This is a genomic window from Actinoplanes sp. ATCC 53533 (genome assembly GCF_003947245.1).
The window spans coordinates 1-16,285 of record NZ_QHHV01000244.1 but is presented as its reverse complement, the minus strand read 5'-3'; the positions used below and the strand labels follow the sequence as shown (position 1 = coordinate 16,285).

Annotated in this window: 15 protein-coding genes and 1 pseudogene; 10 read left to right on the top strand and 6 right to left on the bottom strand. The window is 71.4% G+C overall.

Going from position 1 to position 16,285, the window contains the following annotated elements:
- Nucleotides 1–727 (bottom strand): lipopolysaccharide kinase InaA family protein (locus DMB66_RS51345; protein ID WP_233625438.1); only part of this gene is annotated, 727 nt, incomplete at its 3' end.
- A 109-nt stretch (nucleotides 728–836) separates the two neighbouring features.
- On the opposite strand from DMB66_RS51345, the gene DMB66_RS51340 reads away from it, so the two are divergent.
- From DMB66_RS51340 to DMB66_RS51320, 5 genes are all read left to right on the top strand, one after another.
- Complete coding sequence (locus DMB66_RS51340; protein ID WP_233625437.1) at nucleotides 837–2,246, top strand: serine protease; 1,410 nt, start codon at nucleotides 837–839, stop codon at nucleotides 2,244–2,246.
- A gap of 15 nt (nucleotides 2,247–2,261) precedes the next feature.
- Nucleotides 2,262–3,014, top strand: a complete 753-nt coding sequence (locus tag DMB66_RS51335; protein WP_125811384.1) for a phosphatase PAP2 family protein — start codon at nucleotides 2,262–2,264, stop codon at nucleotides 3,012–3,014.
- Between the two features lie 82 nt (nucleotides 3,015–3,096).
- Nucleotides 3,097–4,629, top strand: a complete 1,533-nt coding sequence (locus tag DMB66_RS51330; protein WP_199753134.1) for an alginate lyase family protein — start codon at nucleotides 3,097–3,099, stop codon at nucleotides 4,627–4,629.
- 78 nt (nucleotides 4,630–4,707) lie between these two features.
- On the top strand, nucleotides 4,708–6,450 hold the full coding sequence (locus tag DMB66_RS51325) for an RNA polymerase sigma factor (protein WP_125811383.1): 1,743 nt from the start codon (nucleotides 4,708–4,710) through the stop codon (nucleotides 6,448–6,450).
- 99 nt (nucleotides 6,451–6,549) lie between these two features.
- A complete protein-coding gene (locus tag DMB66_RS51320) occupies nucleotides 6,550–6,861 on the top strand; it encodes a helix-turn-helix transcriptional regulator (protein ID WP_125811382.1) in 312 nt (103 codons plus the stop codon).
- 23 nt (nucleotides 6,862–6,884) lie between these two features.
- Here DMB66_RS51320 and nagA read toward each other — a convergent pair whose 3' ends face one another.
- From nagA to DMB66_RS51305, 3 genes are all read right to left on the bottom strand, one after another.
- Nucleotides 6,885–7,985 (bottom strand): N-acetylglucosamine-6-phosphate deacetylase, encoded by a 1,101-nt coding sequence (gene nagA / locus DMB66_RS51315; protein ID WP_125811381.1) that lies wholly within the window; start codon nucleotides 7,983–7,985, stop codon nucleotides 6,885–6,887.
- Nucleotides 7,982–8,908, bottom strand: a complete 927-nt coding sequence (locus tag DMB66_RS51310) for an ROK family protein (protein ID WP_125811380.1) — start codon at nucleotides 8,906–8,908, stop codon at nucleotides 7,982–7,984. The genes nagA and DMB66_RS51310 overlap by 4 nt, the downstream gene beginning before the upstream one ends.
- A gap of 179 nt (nucleotides 8,909–9,087) precedes the next feature.
- Nucleotides 9,088–10,011 (bottom strand): SIS domain-containing protein, encoded by a 924-nt coding sequence (locus tag DMB66_RS51305; protein ID WP_125811379.1) that lies wholly within the window; start codon nucleotides 10,009–10,011, stop codon nucleotides 9,088–9,090.
- A gap of 188 nt (nucleotides 10,012–10,199) precedes the next feature.
- On the opposite strand from DMB66_RS51305, the gene DMB66_RS51300 reads away from it, so the two are divergent.
- The gene (locus DMB66_RS51300; protein WP_125811378.1) at nucleotides 10,200–10,985 is read left to right on the top strand and encodes a DeoR/GlpR family DNA-binding transcription regulator; all 786 of its coding nucleotides are present in this window, start codon (nucleotides 10,200–10,202) and stop codon (nucleotides 10,983–10,985) included.
- Between the two features lie 13 nt (nucleotides 10,986–10,998).
- On the opposite strand, the gene DMB66_RS51295 is transcribed toward DMB66_RS51300, so the two are convergent.
- The gene (locus DMB66_RS51295) at nucleotides 10,999–11,607 is read right to left on the bottom strand and encodes a DNA mismatch repair protein MutL (protein WP_125811377.1); all 609 of its coding nucleotides are present in this window, start codon (nucleotides 11,605–11,607) and stop codon (nucleotides 10,999–11,001) included.
- Nucleotides 11,608–11,642: 35 nt separating this feature from the next.
- On the opposite strand from DMB66_RS51295, the gene DMB66_RS51290 reads away from it, so the two are divergent.
- From DMB66_RS51290 to DMB66_RS51275, 4 genes and pseudogenes are all read left to right on the top strand, one after another.
- A complete protein-coding gene (locus DMB66_RS51290) occupies nucleotides 11,643–12,329 on the top strand; it encodes a response regulator transcription factor (RefSeq protein ID WP_125811376.1) in 687 nt (228 codons plus the stop codon).
- A pseudogene (locus DMB66_RS51285) lies at nucleotides 12,326–13,659 on the top strand (sensor histidine kinase). The gene DMB66_RS51290 and the pseudogene DMB66_RS51285 overlap by 4 nt, the downstream one beginning before the upstream one ends.
- Before the next feature lie 90 nt (nucleotides 13,660–13,749).
- The gene (locus DMB66_RS51280) at nucleotides 13,750–14,532 is read left to right on the top strand and encodes a lytic polysaccharide monooxygenase (RefSeq protein WP_125811375.1); all 783 of its coding nucleotides are present in this window, start codon (nucleotides 13,750–13,752) and stop codon (nucleotides 14,530–14,532) included.
- Between the two features lie 41 nt (nucleotides 14,533–14,573).
- Nucleotides 14,574–15,107, top strand: a complete 534-nt coding sequence (locus tag DMB66_RS51275; RefSeq protein ID WP_370320952.1) for a DUF305 domain-containing protein — start codon at nucleotides 14,574–14,576, stop codon at nucleotides 15,105–15,107.
- 56 nt (nucleotides 15,108–15,163) lie between these two features.
- On the opposite strand, the gene DMB66_RS51270 is transcribed toward DMB66_RS51275, so the two are convergent.
- Nucleotides 15,164–16,285, bottom strand: a 1,122-nt coding sequence (locus DMB66_RS51270; protein ID WP_125811374.1) for an ATP-binding protein, incomplete at its 5' end; no start/stop codon positions are given.

The following is a 16,285-nucleotide window of genomic DNA, read 5'->3' as shown; positions in this document are numbered from 1 at the left end:
GCCGGGCGTCGCGGGGCACCTCCTGCTCGTAGGTGACCTCGTGCCAGAGCCGCTCGTAGCGGGCCACGATGTCGTCGACCACGGCCTCCGGGTCGATCGCCTCGTGCAGCAGCTCGGCGGCCTCCAGGTCGAGGCACTCGCCGAAGATGTTCAGCCGCAGGATCTCGATGTCCTCGCTGCGCTGACCCTCGGAGAGCTTCGGATACAGGTTGCCGGTCTCCGCGTCGACCAGGTATGCCGCGAAGGCGCCCGCGTCCCGCCGGAACAGCGTGTTGGACAGCGAGCAGTCACCCCACGAGAAGCCGGTGAGGTGCATCCGCACGATCAGCGCGGCGAGCGCGTCGAGCAGCCTGTTCATCGTCTCGGGCCGCAGCATGTGGGAGAAGAGCGCCCGGTACGGCAGCGAGAACTGCAGGTGCCGGGTGATCAGCACCGACTCCAGCGGCTCGCCGGCGTCGTCCAGACGGTCGTTGACGATGGCCACCGCCTCCACCGCCGGGAAGTCGATCCGCTCCAGGGCCCGGAGCAGGTCGTATTCCTTCTCGGCGATGCGCTCCCGGGTCTCTTTGAGGGCGTAGACGGTGTCGTTGAGCTTGACGAACCGGACGATGTGCCGCGAGATGCCCTGCGGCAACGCGACCAGGTGAGAGGCCGGCCACTCCTCGAGCGGCACGCTCCACGGCAGGTCCAGCAGCGCCGGGTCGACTAGGGCGGACGTGATTCGCACGAGCCCAGTGTGCACGCTCCGGGGCGCGCGTCGCTGCCGCACGTGGCTCGTTACACAGAAGCGAGATCGCCGGAGTGGTCGGGCCGGCGATGTGACTCGAGGGGCGGGAGTGAATTTGCGACGCGCGGTGAGCATCGTCGTCGGGGCGAGTGCTGCCCTGGCGCTGGCCGGCACGGCCGGCGGGGCGGCCTGGAAGTACTCGGCGGACGCGGGTCGCCCGGTCGGCTCCTGGCAGGAGGCGGGCGGCTCAGCCCGTACCCCCGTCGCTGCGGAGCAGCCCGCGGCCGCGACGGGCGGCACGGCCGGGCCCATGCTCAGCAGCCCGGCCGACGCGGCCGAGGCCCCGGCCGCGAAGCCGTCCGCGTCCGCGTCCGAGTCGGCCGAGCCCGCGGAGACCGGCGCGAAGGCGCCCGAGTCCGCCGCCGCGAACGACGGCGACGGCCGGCAGAAGGTCGGCGAGCTGCTGTCGATCGACAAACTGCTGGGGTACGGCGCCCCGGAGCGCGAGGTCTTCCACTACCCGCAGGCCTCCTACGTCAAGGTGCACTTCAGCCGCATGGCGATGCTGCCGGGCGACTACCTGACGGTCTCCGACGCCGAGGGCGAGGAGTCCTACCGCTACGACGCGCCGCGGCTGCTGGACGGCGCCTCCACCGGCCGGTGGGCTATGTCGATCACCGGCGACACCGCCGTGGTCGAGATGCACCGCGGCGGCGGGAACCTGGTCGGCTCGCTGCTCGGCCGGCTCGGCGTGAACGTGGACCAGGTGGCGCGCGGCTACTCGCGCAAGGAGCAGGCGCGGGTCCCCGAGGAGCAGCTGACGACTCCCGGCCGCACCGGCCGTGAGGAGTCCGTCTGCGGCACCGACGAGAGCCGGGACGCGGTCTGCTACCGCTCGGCCGACCCGGTCGCCTACACCCGGTCCAAGGCCATCGCCCGGTTGCTGATCAACGGCACCGAGTTGTGCACCGGCTGGCGGGTCGGCGAGAAGAACCGGATGCTGACCAACAACCACTGCTTCGACAACTCGGCGAACGCGTACGAGACCGAGGTCTGGTTCAACTATCAGTGCGCCACCTGCGGCGGCTTCGAGGTCTTCAAGCCGACCAAGGTCTGGGGCGACAAGGTGCTGGCCACCGAGCATGTGCTGGACTTCACCCTGTTCACGGTCGGAAACTTCCGCTCGGTGCAGAAGTTCGGCTACCTGAACCTGGACTCCGCTCGCCCGGCGAAGGGCCAGGAGCTCTACGTGCCGCAGCACCCGGCCGGCGAGCCGACCCGGATCGCCGGGCGCCTCGGCGACCGGGCGGGCACCTGCGCGGTCGTGGATCCGGCTTTCGACGGGTACGCGCGGGATTCGGACGTCTCGTACTACTGCGACACCGAGGGCGGATCGAGCGGCAGCCCGGTGCTGTCCCGCAAGACCGACAAGGTGGTGGCGCTGCATCACTTCGGCGGCTGCCCGAACGCCGGGGTCCGCGCCGACCTGCTCCACGCCAAGATCAAGTCGTATCTCTGACGTACCGTATGCGCCATGCGTGAGGCGGTGGTGCGGACGGAGACCAGACCTGGGCGGCTGCTGCCCGTACGGCCCCGGGGCTGGTGGTTCGACCTGCTCCTGCTCGCCGGCTTCGTCGCCCTGACCGTCGCGCTGGCCCAGGGTCACCTGCTCACCGTCGACGAGCGGGTGGCCGACTGGGCCGACGATCACCGGCCCACCCCGCTCTACGTGCTCCTGCGGGTGCTGAACTACCTCGGCCAGGGCGGCCAGGTGCTGATGCCGATCGCGATCGTGCTGGCCGGGCTGGTGGCCTGGCGGCGCCGGTCCGTCCGCCCGCTGCTGGTCTTCGCGGCGATCTTCGCGCTGACCTACGTCACGATCGGCCCGCTGAAGGTCTGGCTGGACCGCGCGGCCCCGGCCTTCGAGGGCCCGGACCGGCTGGTGCTCTTCAACGACTACGCCTCCGGCCTCAAGGCGATGAGCTACCCGTCCGGCCACGTCGCCAACGCCCTGGTCTGGTACGGCGTTATCGCGGTGCTGCTCAACGCGCTGCTGCGGTCGCTGGACCGGCCGCCGCTGACGGCACGGCGGTACGCGGCCCTGCGGGTGCTGCCGCCGGCCATCGTCTTCTGCACGACGACCTGGCTGGCGTACCACTGGATCACCGACTCGGTGGCGGGGCTGCTGCTCGGCCTGGTCCTGACCCGGCTGCTGGCCCGCATCCCGTGGGACGCGATCCCGCTGCCGCGGCTGCCCCGCGGCCTCGACCGTCCGGCCGGTCTGTAGCCCGTCCCGAGATTTCCGTAATGCCGGTGTGCTCGCCAGCGTCATCAAGGTGATCGCACCTCCTACGGAAAGGCTGGGTCACGTGTCACTGCCGCAGGTTTCGGTCAGTCGCCGGGGTGTCCTGCTCGGGGCCGGGTTGGCCGGCGCGCTCGCCGCCGTCGGTCCGCAGGCCGGCCCGGCCTTCGCCGCCGCCGCACCCTTCGCCCATCCCGGCATGCTCCACACCAGCGCCGACTTCGCCCGGATCCGGGCGAAACTCGCGGCCGGCGACGCCGTCGTGACGGCCGGCTGGCGCCGGCTGACCGCGAACGGGCGCTCGCAGAGCAGCTGGCGGCCGCGCCCGCTGGCGACGGTGATCCGCGGCGGGACCGGGCAGAACTACCCGCAGTTCTACCTGGACGTGCACGCGGCCTACCAGAACGCCCTGCGCTGGCGGATCACCGGCGAGACCGCGCACGCGGACACCGCCCGGGACATCCTCAACAGCTGGTCACGAACGCTGACCGCGGTGAACGGCAACGCGGACCGGTTCCTCGCGGCCGGCATCTACGGCTACCAACTCGCCAACGCCGCCGAGCTGATGCGCGGCTACGACGGCTTCGACCTGGCCGCCGCGCAGCAACTGCTCCTGACGGTGTTCTACCCGATGAACGAGGACTTCCTGGTCCGGCACAACACGGCGTGCATCACGAACTACTGGGCCAACTGGGACCTGTGCACGGTCGCGTCGATCATGGCGGTCGGCATCCTCTGCGAGGACCGCGAGCTCTTCGATCGGGCCGTCGACTACACCCGGAACGGCGCGGGCAACGGTTCGATCGGGCACGCGGTTCCGTTCCTGCACGGCGCCCTCGGGCAGTGGCAGGAGAGCGGCCGCGACCAGGCACACACGGTGATGGGCATCGGCCTGCTGGGCAGCATCTGCGAGATGGCCTGGAACCAGGGCGTCGACCTGTACGGCCACGACGACAACCGGTTCCTCAAGGGCGCCGAGTACGTGGCCCGGTACAACCTGGGCCAGGACGTCCCGTTCACCACCTACCGCTGGGGGACGGGCACGACCTGCGCGCCCCGGGAGCAGACGACGATCTCTGCGGCGTCGCGCGGCCAGCAGCGGCCGGTCTGGGAGCTGGTCCACAACCATTACGCGCAGCGCCGGGGGTTGTCCACGCCGAACGTGAGCGCCATCGCGGCGACCCTGCGGGCGGAGGGCGGTGGCGGGGACTACGGGCCCAACAGCGGTGGCTACGACGTGCTGGGCTTCGGCACCCTGCTGTTCACCCGGGACCGCAGCGTCACCACTGCCGCCGCGACCGCAGCCCCGGCCGCGACGCCGGCATCCGCAGGCCCGGTGCCGCCCAGCCCGCGCTCCGGAGCCCGGCGGTCCTCCACCGGCTCCTCCACGAGCGTTCCGGGCGGCGGCGTCCGGCCCGCCCGGGTCTCCGGCGCGCGCGGGTCGGCGACCGCCACGGCCGGCCCGGAACTGAATCTGGCCGGTCAGCGGTCCGAACTCGGCGTCGGCACCGGCACGATCGCCGGACTGGCGGGCGGCACCGCCGCGGCCGCGGCGATCGGTGGAGCCCTGCTGCTGCGGCTGCGCAAGCGGAGAGGTTGACCTTCCACCGCCCGGCGCATGATCATGCGGCTGCGCCGGGCGCCGGTGCCCAGCCGCGGACAGGGAGATGACGGACGCATGCGCACCACCGGGACGACAGCGACCGCGGATCGGGTGATCGCCGCCCAGCGCGGTGACCGCGGCGCCCTGGGTGAGCTGATCGAGTCCCACCTGGCGATGCTGTACAACGTCGCCGGGCGGGCCCTGAACGGCCATGCCGACGTCGACGACGTGGTGCAGGAGACGCTGCTGCGAGTGGTCGAGAACCTGCCGTCGGTGCGGGAGCCGGCCCGGTTCTCCGGCTGGATCCTGGCGATCGTGCACCGCCAGATCGCCGAGCGCATCCGGCGCCGCCGTGCGGCCACCGAGCGCGCCAACCCGCTCGACGCGGCCGTGGAGGTCGCCGACCCGGCTGCCGACTTCGCCGACGCGACGGTGCTGCGACTGGGCCTGTCCGGGCAACGCCGGCAGGTCGTGGAGGCGGTGCGCTGGCTCGACCCGGACGATCGGTTCCTGCTCTCCCTCTGGTGGCTGGAGGTGGCCGGCAAGATCACCCGGGCGGACCTGGTGGTCGCCCTCGACACCACTCCCGGTCACGCCGCGGTGCGGCTCAAGCGCATGCGTGACCAGCTGGAGCTGACGCGCTGTATTGTCGGTGTGCTGGCGGCCCGCCCGATCTGTCCGGATCTGGCCACCGTGCTCGCCGCCTGGGACGGCAAGCCCGATCCGGTGTGGCGCAAGCGGCTGGGCCGGCACCTGCGCGACTGTTCCGCCTGCTCGCCGTACCGGTCCCGGCTCGTACCGCCGGACCGGCTGCTGGCCGGGCTGGCGATGCTGCCGATCCCGCCGTCGATCGCGGCCACCGCCCTCAGCACCGGCGTGGGAGCCGCGAGCGTCACGGCCGGGATGGCGGGCGTCGTCGCCTCCGGCGCCGGCTGGCTGGGCGGGTCCGCGCTGACGAAGGCCGTCGTCGCGGGGGTCGCCGCCATCGCGGTCTCCGGCGCTGCCGGCATCGCGGTCACCCTGGATGACTCCCCGGAGCACACCCGGCCGCCCGTGGCCGCGGCCACCCCGTCACCGACGGCGACCCCCACGACGTCCCGCACGGCGGATTCCGTCGCGCCCTCCGTGTCGCCTTCCGCCCGCGCCACCGCGAACCCGGCGCGGTACGGCAGCGTGGTCGACACCGTCGACGCGGCGCCGCCCAAGAACCGCGAACCACGCCGGCTGCCCGCCCGCCCGGAAGGCACCCTGGCCGTGGTGGCCAGCGGCGACAACGATTCGCGGCCGGAGGTCACCTCGCTGATCCACCGCGGGGAGTGGGCGACCTACCGCGGACGCGGCTATCTCCGGGTGGAGTTCGCCGTCGCGTTCACCCAGCGGGTCGGCACGGTCGCCATGCCGTCGTGGACCGGCCTGAGGGGCAAGCTGTTCCACGTCGCGTCCGGCGGTGGGCGCCGCCTCGACGACCCGACGCCCGGCGCCCCGGCGGGCAGCACCGGCATGGGCGACCCCGCGCACGGCACGGCGCTGCTGCCGGAGGGCGCCCAGCAGATGTGGGCGTTCGAGTACTACTACCTGGATGGCGAGGCGACCTTCACGTCCAACGAGCGGGGTGCCGACTACAACCTCTACGTGCGGGTCGTGACCCGAAGCACCGCGGCGGACGACATCGGCACGCCGCCGGGCCCGGCGGCGAGCCCGATCCGGTACGGCCTGAGCCGCGACAACGGCACCGACGCCTGCCCCGTGCCGCAGTATGCGACGCGCGCCACCCCGAAGGACCCGGCGACCGTCGCGCAGCGGAGCAGGCTCAGATAACACGTACGCAACTGCGTGCTTGTTCCCGGCGGCCGGTCGCAGAAAGATCGGCGTAATCCAGATCCTGTTCACCCGCCAAGTCAGGACGAGGCGAGACAAATGAGCGCCGCCAGTTTGCCCGCGATCCTCCCCGATCCCACCGGGGCCGCCACTCCGGTCGAGTTCGCGGAGCGCCTGCGTGCGTTGATGACCACGCGAAGACGTTCCCTGGACAGCGTTGCCAAGCGCAGCAAGGACGCCGGGACGCCGATCTCCCGCGCCACGGTCCACAACCTGATCACCGCCGGAGGCACTCCCCGGCAGGAGACCGTGCTGGGCTTCCTGCGCGGGTGCGGGGTGCCCCCACGGGAGCAGATCCGCTGGCTCATCACGTTCAACGAAATTCACCCCGACGGCCGCCGCCGGCCCTAGGCCGGCCCTTTCTGCACCACGGCCTAGACCCAGGCGCCGGCGCGCATCACCCGCCGGACGGTCAGATCGGGCGCGAGCACCACCAGGTCCGCGCGCAGTCCGGCCTCCAGCGCCCCCACCTCGTCCCCGAGCCCCAGGGCTCGGGCCGGCGTGGTCGAGGCCATCATCGCCGCCGTCGCCAGGTCCAGCCCCGCGCCGACCGCCCGCCGGAACGCCGCGTCCATGGTCAGCGTGCTGCCCGCGATCGAGCCGTCCCGGACCAGCCGGGCCACCCGGTCGGCGACCGTCACCTCCTGGCCGCCCAGTTCGTAGCGCCCGTCCGGCATGCCCGCCGCGTCCATCGCGTCGGTGATCAGCGCGGCCCGGTCAGGCCCGGCCGCGTGGGCCGCGAAGCGCAGCATCCCGTCGTGCAGGTGGATGCCGTCGGCGATCAGTTCGCAGACGATCGAGGGGGAATCCAGCAGGGCGACGACCGGGCCCGGCTCGCGATGGTGCGCCGGCCGCATGCCGTTGAACAGGTGGGTGCCCACGGTGGCGCCGGCCGCGACCCCGGCCAGGGTCTGCGCGTACGTCGCATCGGTGTGTCCCAGCGCCGCGACGACCCCGTTGGCGGCCAGGAATGCGATCGCGTCCAGCGCGCCCGGCAACTCGGGGGCGACGGTCACCATCCGGATCGCCCCCGCGCCGAGCTTGACCAGCGCGGTCAGTTCGGTCAGCGACGGGTCCCGCAGGAACGCCGGGTTCTGCGCGCCGCAGCGCGGCTGTGACAGGTACGGCCCCTCGAAGTGCACCCCAGCGATCGTGCCGTCGGCAACCAGCGGCAGGTAGCCGGCGGTGGCGTCGCACATCAGCTCGAACGGGGAACTGACCAGGCTGGCCAGCATCGTCGTGGTGCCGTGCCGCAGGTGGAAGGCCGCCGCTGCCCGCGCCGCCATAGCGTCGCCCCGGGTGAACGTGTGCCCGCCGCCGCCGTGGCAGTGTAGGTCCACGAAGCCCGGCACGATGATGTCGCCGCCCGGGTGGCCCCGTTCCGTGACGTCCAGAATCGTCGGCCCGTCGACCTCCACGTACCCGGGCACGACCGCACCGGGCCGGACGACACGACCGCTGATCTTTTCCGTCAAGAGGGAGCCTCCAGGCTGTCCAGGGCCAGCAGCGCGGCGCCGAGGCAGCCCGCGGTGTCGCCGAGCGCCGCGCGCACGATTCGCGGCACCCGATGGAAGGTGATCCGGGCGTCCAGCGCGATCCGCAGCGGGGCGAGCAGCGCCTCGCCGGATTCGGCGAGCCCGCCGCCGAGCACCACGATCCCGGCGTCGTAGAGCGCCTGCGCGGTGAGCAGGCCGTCCGCGAACGCCTCGATCGCCTCGGTCCAGACGGTGTTCGCCAGCGCCTCGCCGGCCGCGGCGCGGGCGACCACGTCGGAGGCGGTGACCCCGGCGGTGCCGGACAGTTCCACATACCGGCGGCCGACTGCGGCCGCGGATGCCACCGATTCGAGGCAGCCGCGGGCGCCGCAGCCGCAGAGCGGGCCGCCGGGCCGCACGATGACGTGCCCGACCTCGCCGGCCGCGCCGTGCGCGCCGGCGAACGCCTTGCCGTCGACCACGTGCGCGGCCGCGATGCCGGTGCCGATCGCGATGAAGAGCACGTGCCGCTGGTCCCGGCCCGCGCCGAGGCGGGCCTCGGCCAGGCCACCGACGCGGACGTCGTGGCCGAGCGCGGCCGGTACGCCCAGGCGGTCCGAGACCAGATCCCGCAGGGGTACGTCGCGGAAGCCCACGTTGCTGGACCAGACGGCGGTGCCGGTCTCCTCGTCGACGACGCCGGGGACCGCGACACCGGCCGCGACCGGGTTCAGCCCGTCCGCGCGGGCCCGGTCGGCGAGGCCGGCGGCGACGTCGAGAATGTTCGCGGTGACCGCCTCGGGGCCCCGGGCCGCCAGGGTGGGGTGCCGCTCCGCGTGCTGGACCGTGCCGTCCGGCCGGACCAGCGCACACTTCATACCGGTGCCACCCACATCGAGAGCCACCACAACGTCACTGCTCACGGCCTGGCCCTTCGGGGCGGGCGGGGGGTTTGGTGCCACGCTGCGCTTCGAGAGCCACCACAACGTCACTGCTCACGGCCTGGCCCTTCGGGGCGGGCGGGGGGTTTGGTGCCACGCTGCGCTTCGAGCGCCATCACAACGACAGTGCTCACGGTGCTATCTCTGCTGCTGGTGGGTCGTCACTTGAGGACGACCGAGCGGGTGAGGTTGCGCGGGTGGTCGGGGTCGAGCCCCTGGCTCGTGGCCAGCAGCACGGCGACGCGCTGAGCCATGACGAGGTCCGCCATCGGGTCCAGCGGGGCCCGGCCGCCGCACCACTTGCCCAGCGCCGCGTAGCCGCCGTTGTAGCGGCTGTGCACGAACGCGGCCCCGGTCGCCTCCACGTCGTCGGCCAGGCCGGCCGGGATCTCGCCGAACGCCCAGACCACCCGTCCGGGCGCGGCGATGGCGATGGGTCCGTGCCGGTAGTCCATCGCCGGGTATGCCTCGGCCCACCACCCGGCGGCCTCACGGCACTTGAGGGCGGCCTCCTCGGCGAGCCCGACCGTCCAGCCTCGGCCCAGGAAGGTGATCTGCCGGGCCAGCGCGGGGTGCACGGGCAGCGGCAGGCGCACGGCCACCTCGGCGTCGGCGGCGATCGGCTCCAGATCCACCCCGAGATGGGCGCGGAGCAGCGCGAGCGCGCTGGTGGCGAAGCGGGTCTGCACCACCGACAGCTCGTCCGCGAAATCCAGAACGATGGCATTCTGGGCCACCGCGGCGGCCGGCTCGGCGCCGTCGGCGGTGATGACGGTGGTCGGTGTGCGGCCGTCCAGGGTGTCCAGCAGGTCGATGACCTCGGTGGTGGCGCCGGAACGGGTGATCGCGACGACCCGGTCGTATGCGCGCCCGAGGGGAAACTCGGACGCCTGGAAGGCGTCGGTCTCACCGAGGGCGAGCTGCTCGCGCAACGCGGCGTACGCCTTCGCCATGAACCAGGAGGTGCCGCACCCGACGACCGCGACCCGCTCTCCCGCCGTTGGGAGGCCGGGCGAATCGGCGAGTTTCGCGGCCTGCAGCCAGCAGTCTGGCTGGCTGGCGATCTCCACCTTGACGTGACTCATGGCAGTTTTCCCTACAATCGCCTGCGCAGATGCGCTCGGTTTACCGGTATTTCGAGCGTCATTCTGCGTGGAAGGTCTGCGCATCCGCAACCACCGCAGCGTGTTCGAGCAGGCACACTCTTTGCTTCACGAGGTTTCGCGCACTAATGTGCACACTCTTATCACGAAACGTGCAGCAGGGAGCTCGGGTGGACCGGTACGCGCGGTGGAATGCCCTGCTCGAGTTACTCGCGGAGAGTGGCCGGGTCAGTGTCGAGGACGCCGCCGGCCGGCTCGACGTCTCGCAGGCCACCATCCGCCGCGACTTCGACCAGCTCGCCCAGCAGCAGATGATCACCCGCACCCGGGGCGGCGCGGTCGCCAGCGGCGTCTCCTACGACCTGCCGCTGCGCTACAAGAGCGCCAAGCACTCGGCGGAGAAGCAGCGCATCGGCGAGGCGGCGGCGAACCTGGTGGTGCCGGGCACGGTGGTCGGGCTCAACGGCGGCACCACGATGACCGAGGTGGCCCGGGCCCTGGCGGTCCGCCCCGACCTCAACAGCAGCGGGGACGGCGCCCAGCTCACCGTGGTGACCAACGCGCTGAACATCGCCAACGAGCTGCTGGTCCGGTCCCGGATGAAGATCGTCGTGGCCGGCGGCGTGGTCCGCCCGCAGTCCTTCGAGCTGGTCGGCCCGCTGGGCGGGGCGCTGCTCAGGGAGGTCACCCTCGACATCGTGCTGATCGGCGTCGACGCGCTCGACGTCGAGCTGGGCGCCGCCGCGCACCACGAGGGCGAGGCGGCGATGAACAGCCTGATGGTGGCCCGGGCCAAGCGGGTCGTGGTGATCGCCGACTCGTCCAAGCTGGGCGGGCACGCCTTCGCCCGGATCTGCCCGATCAGCAAGGTCGAGACATTGGTCACCGACTCGGGCGCGCCGGAGGAACTGCTGGACGGCTTCCGGGACGCGGGCGTCCAGGTCGTCTGTGCCTAGTGTTGCGGCGAGGCTACTTCCCGACCTCGCTGACCTCGACGAACGGGCGATCCACGTGCCACACCGCGTGGATCACGAAGCTGTGGTTGACCTCGTTGAAGTAGACCGCGAGGTTGTCCGGGCTGTTCTGCACCGTCGCCACCGAGTAGCCGTCGCTCGGCGTGGCCGTGACCACCTCGACCTTGTCCTCGGTCATCCGGATCACCGCCTGGCCGCCGTCGACCCGGAACGACCGCACGTACGACTTCGTGCCGTCGCCGTCCGTGGTGACCGTCCAGCCGTCCTCGGTGGTGGTGCGCGCGGTGGCCGAGGTCGTCTTCGGGGGCGAGGGCGTGGCCGAGGTGCGCGCCGGCGTGCTGCTCGGCTTCGCGCTCCGGCTGCGCGACGGCGAGGGCTTGGCGCTGGGCTCCGGCCGCGGGGTGGGGTCGGCGGCGCTCACCTGCGGTAACGGTGTCGGCGCGAGCTCGCCGGACTCCCGCAGCTGATCCACCGAGACCAGCGCGCTCTCGTCCGGCGTGGCCGTACGCAGCACCGGCAGCATCGCCACCGAGGCCAGCGCCACGCTGGTCAGGGTGGCGGCACACCAGCCGAGCACCGGGACCAGCCTTCCTCCAGATCGCACTCGGCCATGATCGCACCTGGCCCTAGTGTTGTCGCATGGCGCTGATTCTGTTGGTTGAGGACGACCGATACATCACGGCCGCCCTGACCCGCGCGCTGTCCGACGCCGGGCACGTCGTCCGGCCCGTCGGGCTGGCGGCCGAGGCGCTGAAGTTCCTCACCGAGGATCGGCCCGACCTGGTGATCCTCGATCTGGGGCTGCCCGACATCGACGGCACGGACGCGCTGCTGATGATGCGGTCGGTCTCCGACGTGCCGGTCATCGTCGCCACCGCCCGGCGCGCCGAGGCCGACATCATCGCCCTGCTGAGCGCCGGTGCCGACGACTACGTGACCAAGCCGTTCTCCAGTGGGCACATCCTGGCGCGGATCGCGGCGGTGCTGCGCCGCACCCGGGCCGCCGCCGACACCACCCCGGACACCATCACCGTGGGTGAGTTGGTGATCAATCCCCGGCAGCGCAAGGTCTCGCTGCGCGGCAAGCCGCTGCAGCTCACCCGGCGCGAGTTCGACGTGCTCACCTACCTGGCCGAGCGGGTCGGGCAGGTGGTCAGCCGGCGTGAGCTGCTGACCGAGGTGTGGAACCAGTCGCGGATCGGCGAGGAGCAGACCATCGACGTGCACATCTCCTGGCTGCGCCGCAAGCTCGGCGAGACGGCCGCCGCGCCGCGATTCCTGCGCACCGTACGCGGGGTCGGAGTGATGATGGTCGACCCGCAGTGAGATGGGAGCTGAACCGGCTCGCGCTGGCCATCACCTCGATGGTGGCCCTGGCGTTCCTGGTGCCGCTCACCTTCGCGACCCGGCAGATCGCCCACGACCGGGCCATCGGCGACGCCCGCCAGCAGGCCGCGGCCATGGTCGCCGCGCTCGCCGTCGACGCCGACCCGAAGCTGCTGACCAGCGCCGTCGCCAGCACGGTGGCCGGCAGCGCCGGCCGGCTGGCCGTGCACCTGCCGGGCATCGAGCCGGTCGGCACCACCCACGTGACCGGCGCCGACGTGGCGTCGGCCACCGCCTACCGCCGGCCGGTGACCGCCACCGCCACCGGCGGGGTCGCCTACCTGCAGCCCAGCGTGCTCAGCGACGGCCGGGCCGTGGTCATCGAGGTGTACGTCCCGGACGAGGAGACGCGGCGCGGCGTGTGGGCGGCCTGGTTCGCGCTGGGCGGCCTGGCCATCGTGCTGGTGGCCGGCTCGGTGCTGGTCGCGGACCGGCTCGGCAGCCGGCTGGTGCGCGCGACGCGGGAGCTGGCCGGCTCCAGCCGCCGCCTGGGCGCCGGCGAGCTCACCGCCCGGGTCACCCCGTCCGGGCCGCCCGAGCTGCGCGACGCCGCGATGGCCTTCAACGCGATGGCCGGTGACCTGCGCCGGCTGCTGGACGCCGAACGCGAGCTGGCCGCCGACCTGTCGCACCGGCTGCGGACGCCGCTCACCGCGCTGCGGCTGGACGCGGAGACCATGCCGCCCGGCCTCATCGCGGACCGGATGCGCCAGGCGTGCGACATGCTCGACGAGGAGCTCGAGGCGATCATCGCCGGGGCGCGGCTCGGCGTCGAGGCCCGCGGCGCCCAGCGTTCCGACCTGGTCGAGGTGCTGGCCGAGCGGCTGGCGTTCTGGTCCGCGCTGGCCGAGGACCAGGCGCGGCCCTGGAAGGTGGTCGGCGGCGAGGTGCCCGTACCGGTGCCGTTGCCCCGCAGCGAGCTGATCCTGGCCGTCGACGCCCTGCTCGGCAACGTCTTCGCGCACACACCCCGAGGGGGTGGCCTTCCGGGTCACGGTCTCCGCCGCCGGGCTGCTCGTGGACGACGCCGGGCCGGGGAGTCAGCGACCCGGCCGCGGCGGTGCGGCGGGGGGTCAGCGGGGCCGGTTCGTCGGGGCTCGGGCTGGACATCGTGCGCCGGGTCGCCGAGGCGGCCGGCGGGCGGCTGATGATCGACCGTGGGCCGCTGGGCGGGGCCCGGATCGCGATGCTGCTGGCCGTACCGGAAGAAGAGCAGGCCGTGGCCGCGCCGCCCCCGGTGGGCCGGCGCCGCCGGGGCGCGCCTTCATGATTGTTTCCGTTGCCGTTAAGGCTTCTTTATGGAAAGCCTCGTTACGTTTCCCGTCGTCAGCACCGGACGACACGTTGGGAGACCAAGACGATGCGCAGGTTCATCGCCTATCCGCTGGTGGCGCTCGGAGCGCTCGGCTCGACGCTGGTCGGCGCCGCCCCCGCCCTCGCGCACGGCTACGTCTCCGCGCCGCCCAGCAGGCAGGCCCTGTGCGCGTCCGGCGCGGTCGCCGACTGCGGCCAGATCCAGTTCGAGCCGCAGAGCGTCGAAGGACCCAAGGGCCTGAAATCGTGTGACGGCGGCGTGGCCGGCTTCTCGGTGCTGTCCGACGAGAGCCGCGACTGGCCGGCCAAGGCGGTCGGCGCCACGGCCACCTTCACGTGGGTCATGACAGCCCGGCACCGCACCAGCAACTGGGAATACTTCATCGGCGACAAGAAGATCGCGACGGTCGACGGCGGCAACGCGCAGCCCGACGCGGTGGTCACCCACAACATCGACCTGAGCGCGTTCCCGGGCCGGCAGAAGGTGCTCGCGGTCTGGAACATCGGCGACACCCCGATGGCGTTCTACAGCTGCATCGACCTGAACGTCGGCGGCGGTGGCGGCTCCGGCGGCACCATCCCCAGCACCGCGCCGTCAACGTCAGACCCCGCGCCGCCGTCAACCACCAAGCCGGCACCGGCACCGACCACGACGGCACCCGCGGTCCCGATCGCCGAGGGCGGCGCCGGATGGGCTCCGGGCGTCGCCTACCGCACCGGTGACAAGGTGACCTTCGAGGGCAAGACGTACAAGTGCCGCCAGGGCCACTCGTCGATCCGCAGCTGGGAGCCGTCGATCTACACCCTCGCGCTCTGGCTGCCGCTGTGAAGAACCGGTATGCGGCAGTCCTGATCGCGGTGGCCATGCTGCTGGGCGCCTGCGGTACGTCCTCGGAGGCACCTGTCGCCGAGGCCCAGGCGGCCGTGCAGGCCGAGGGCGGCCACAACGACACCGACGTGATGTACCTGCAGATGATGGTGGCGCACCACGGGCAGGGCCTGGAGATGGTCCGCCTCGCGGCGAAGAGCGCCGAGCGCGGCGAGATCCGCACCCTGGCGCAGGCGATCGAGGTGACCCAGCGGGACGAGGTCAAGCTGATGACCGGCTGGCTCAAGCAGTGGTCGGCACCGACCACCGTGGACCACGCCCCGAGCGCACACGCCGACCACGGCGGCCTGCCGGCGACCGGGCCGGAGGAGATCGCGGCCCTGAAGAAGGCGAAGGGCCCGGCGTTCGAGACGGCGTTCCTGAACCTGTTCGTAGCCCACCAGCACAACGCGGTGGAAATGGCCCGCCTGGAGACGAAGCAGGGCAGCAACGCCGAGGCGAAAGCGTTGGCGGACCGGATCAGCACGTCGCGCGCGGATCAGATCAAGCAGATGCTCCAGCTGATGAACAGCTGAGTAGGCCGGCGGCGGCCCACCTGGCGGGGTGGGCCGCCGCTCCGCTTTCCGATAAGCTACGAAAAGAGTTCACCCTGTTCGCCCTCGGTCGTTAGTCGATAGCGGGTGTTCTTGCTGCCTCGACTCGCTTCCGTTGATTCGACCTTGCGTTCGCGGCGGAGTTCGCGGAGGTAGTGCTCTACTGTTTTCGGGCTAATTCCCAACAGGTCGCTAACCTCAGTCTTGGATAGATCATTTCTGAGGCGTAGCAGCTCTACGATTTGCCTTCGACGATTCGGGCGAATCTTTCGGGCGCCGTTATCGTCCAGTAGAGACGTTGCGTAATCGCTGAGCGAATATCGTGCCCCGTTCTTGTCGCCAGTCTGTTCCACCAGCTCGCGGGCGACCAGCTCCTGCAATTCCCGATAAGCTTGCCTGCTGTCATATTGACCGGTCGCGGCGCGATAGCCGGCGTTGTCGAGGACGCGGCCGTGGCGCATCAGCGCGAGGGCCATTCGTTGTGTGTCCTTAAGTCCAGGACCAACGGCAGTCAACCATCTAACCGTGTCGTCGTCGAACAAAGTATAGTTTGGAATGTGAACCAGGAACGACGTCACGCGGTCAAAGAAATCCGGAGGCCCCATGCCGGCGCTCTTGAGCTCTTCGCGCATCGTGCGGATTCCCGAGCCGCGATTCTCGCAAATTGTTCTGGACGACTCGCCCGGGATCACGACGTCTTCCAGAATCTTCAGCAGTACCGAGTTTCTTGACGACGACGCCCCCTCGCCTAGGTTGGCGATGTCGACCGCACCGAACAGGCCGCCCGGGTTGAGGATGGTAAGTCGGTCCGGATACATCTCGATCTGTACCTGCATACCGCGAGTTCCTGGGCTGAAATCTCGATGTACGAGCGCATTGACAATCGCCTCACGCAAGGCTTCGGGTGGGTACTCCCAGACATCCTTGCGGCCGTGCCCAACTATTTCGGCGCGACGGCTCATATTTCGCTGAATGACGGCTAGAGATTCCTTCACCATCAGTGGTATGGGGCCTTCGATGCGGACATTGTCGAGAAAGCGGGTCGCCCCTTGAGCCGATCCCGTTTTGGTGGGATGGTGGACAAATGTCAGATTGAGTTGCGGGAAGAATTGTTGTGGATAAATGCCGAGCGCCAGTAGTCCTGCGAGTGTCGGCCTTAA

Excerpts from the sequence above, each read along its gene's own strand:
- DMB66_RS51305 (WP_125811379.1), bottom strand. The coding sequence starts at position 10,011 with ATGAGTCACGTCAAGGTGGAGATCGCCAGCCAGCCAGACTGCTGGCTG.
- DMB66_RS51280 (WP_125811375.1), top strand. The coding sequence starts at position 13,750 with ATGCGCAGGTTCATCGCCTATCCGCTGGTGGCGCTCGGAGCGCTCGGC.
- DMB66_RS51320 (WP_125811382.1), top strand. The coding sequence starts at position 6,550 with ATGAGCGCCGCCAGTTTGCCCGCGATCCTCCCCGATCCCACCGGGGCC.
- DMB66_RS51335 (WP_125811384.1), top strand. The coding sequence starts at position 2,262 with ATGCGTGAGGCGGTGGTGCGGACGGAGACCAGACCTGGGCGGCTGCTG.
- DMB66_RS51290 (WP_125811376.1), top strand. The coding sequence starts at position 11,643 with ATGGCGCTGATTCTGTTGGTTGAGGACGACCGATACATCACGGCCGCC.
- DMB66_RS51325 (WP_125811383.1), top strand. The coding sequence starts at position 4,708 with ATGCGCACCACCGGGACGACAGCGACCGCGGATCGGGTGATCGCCGCC.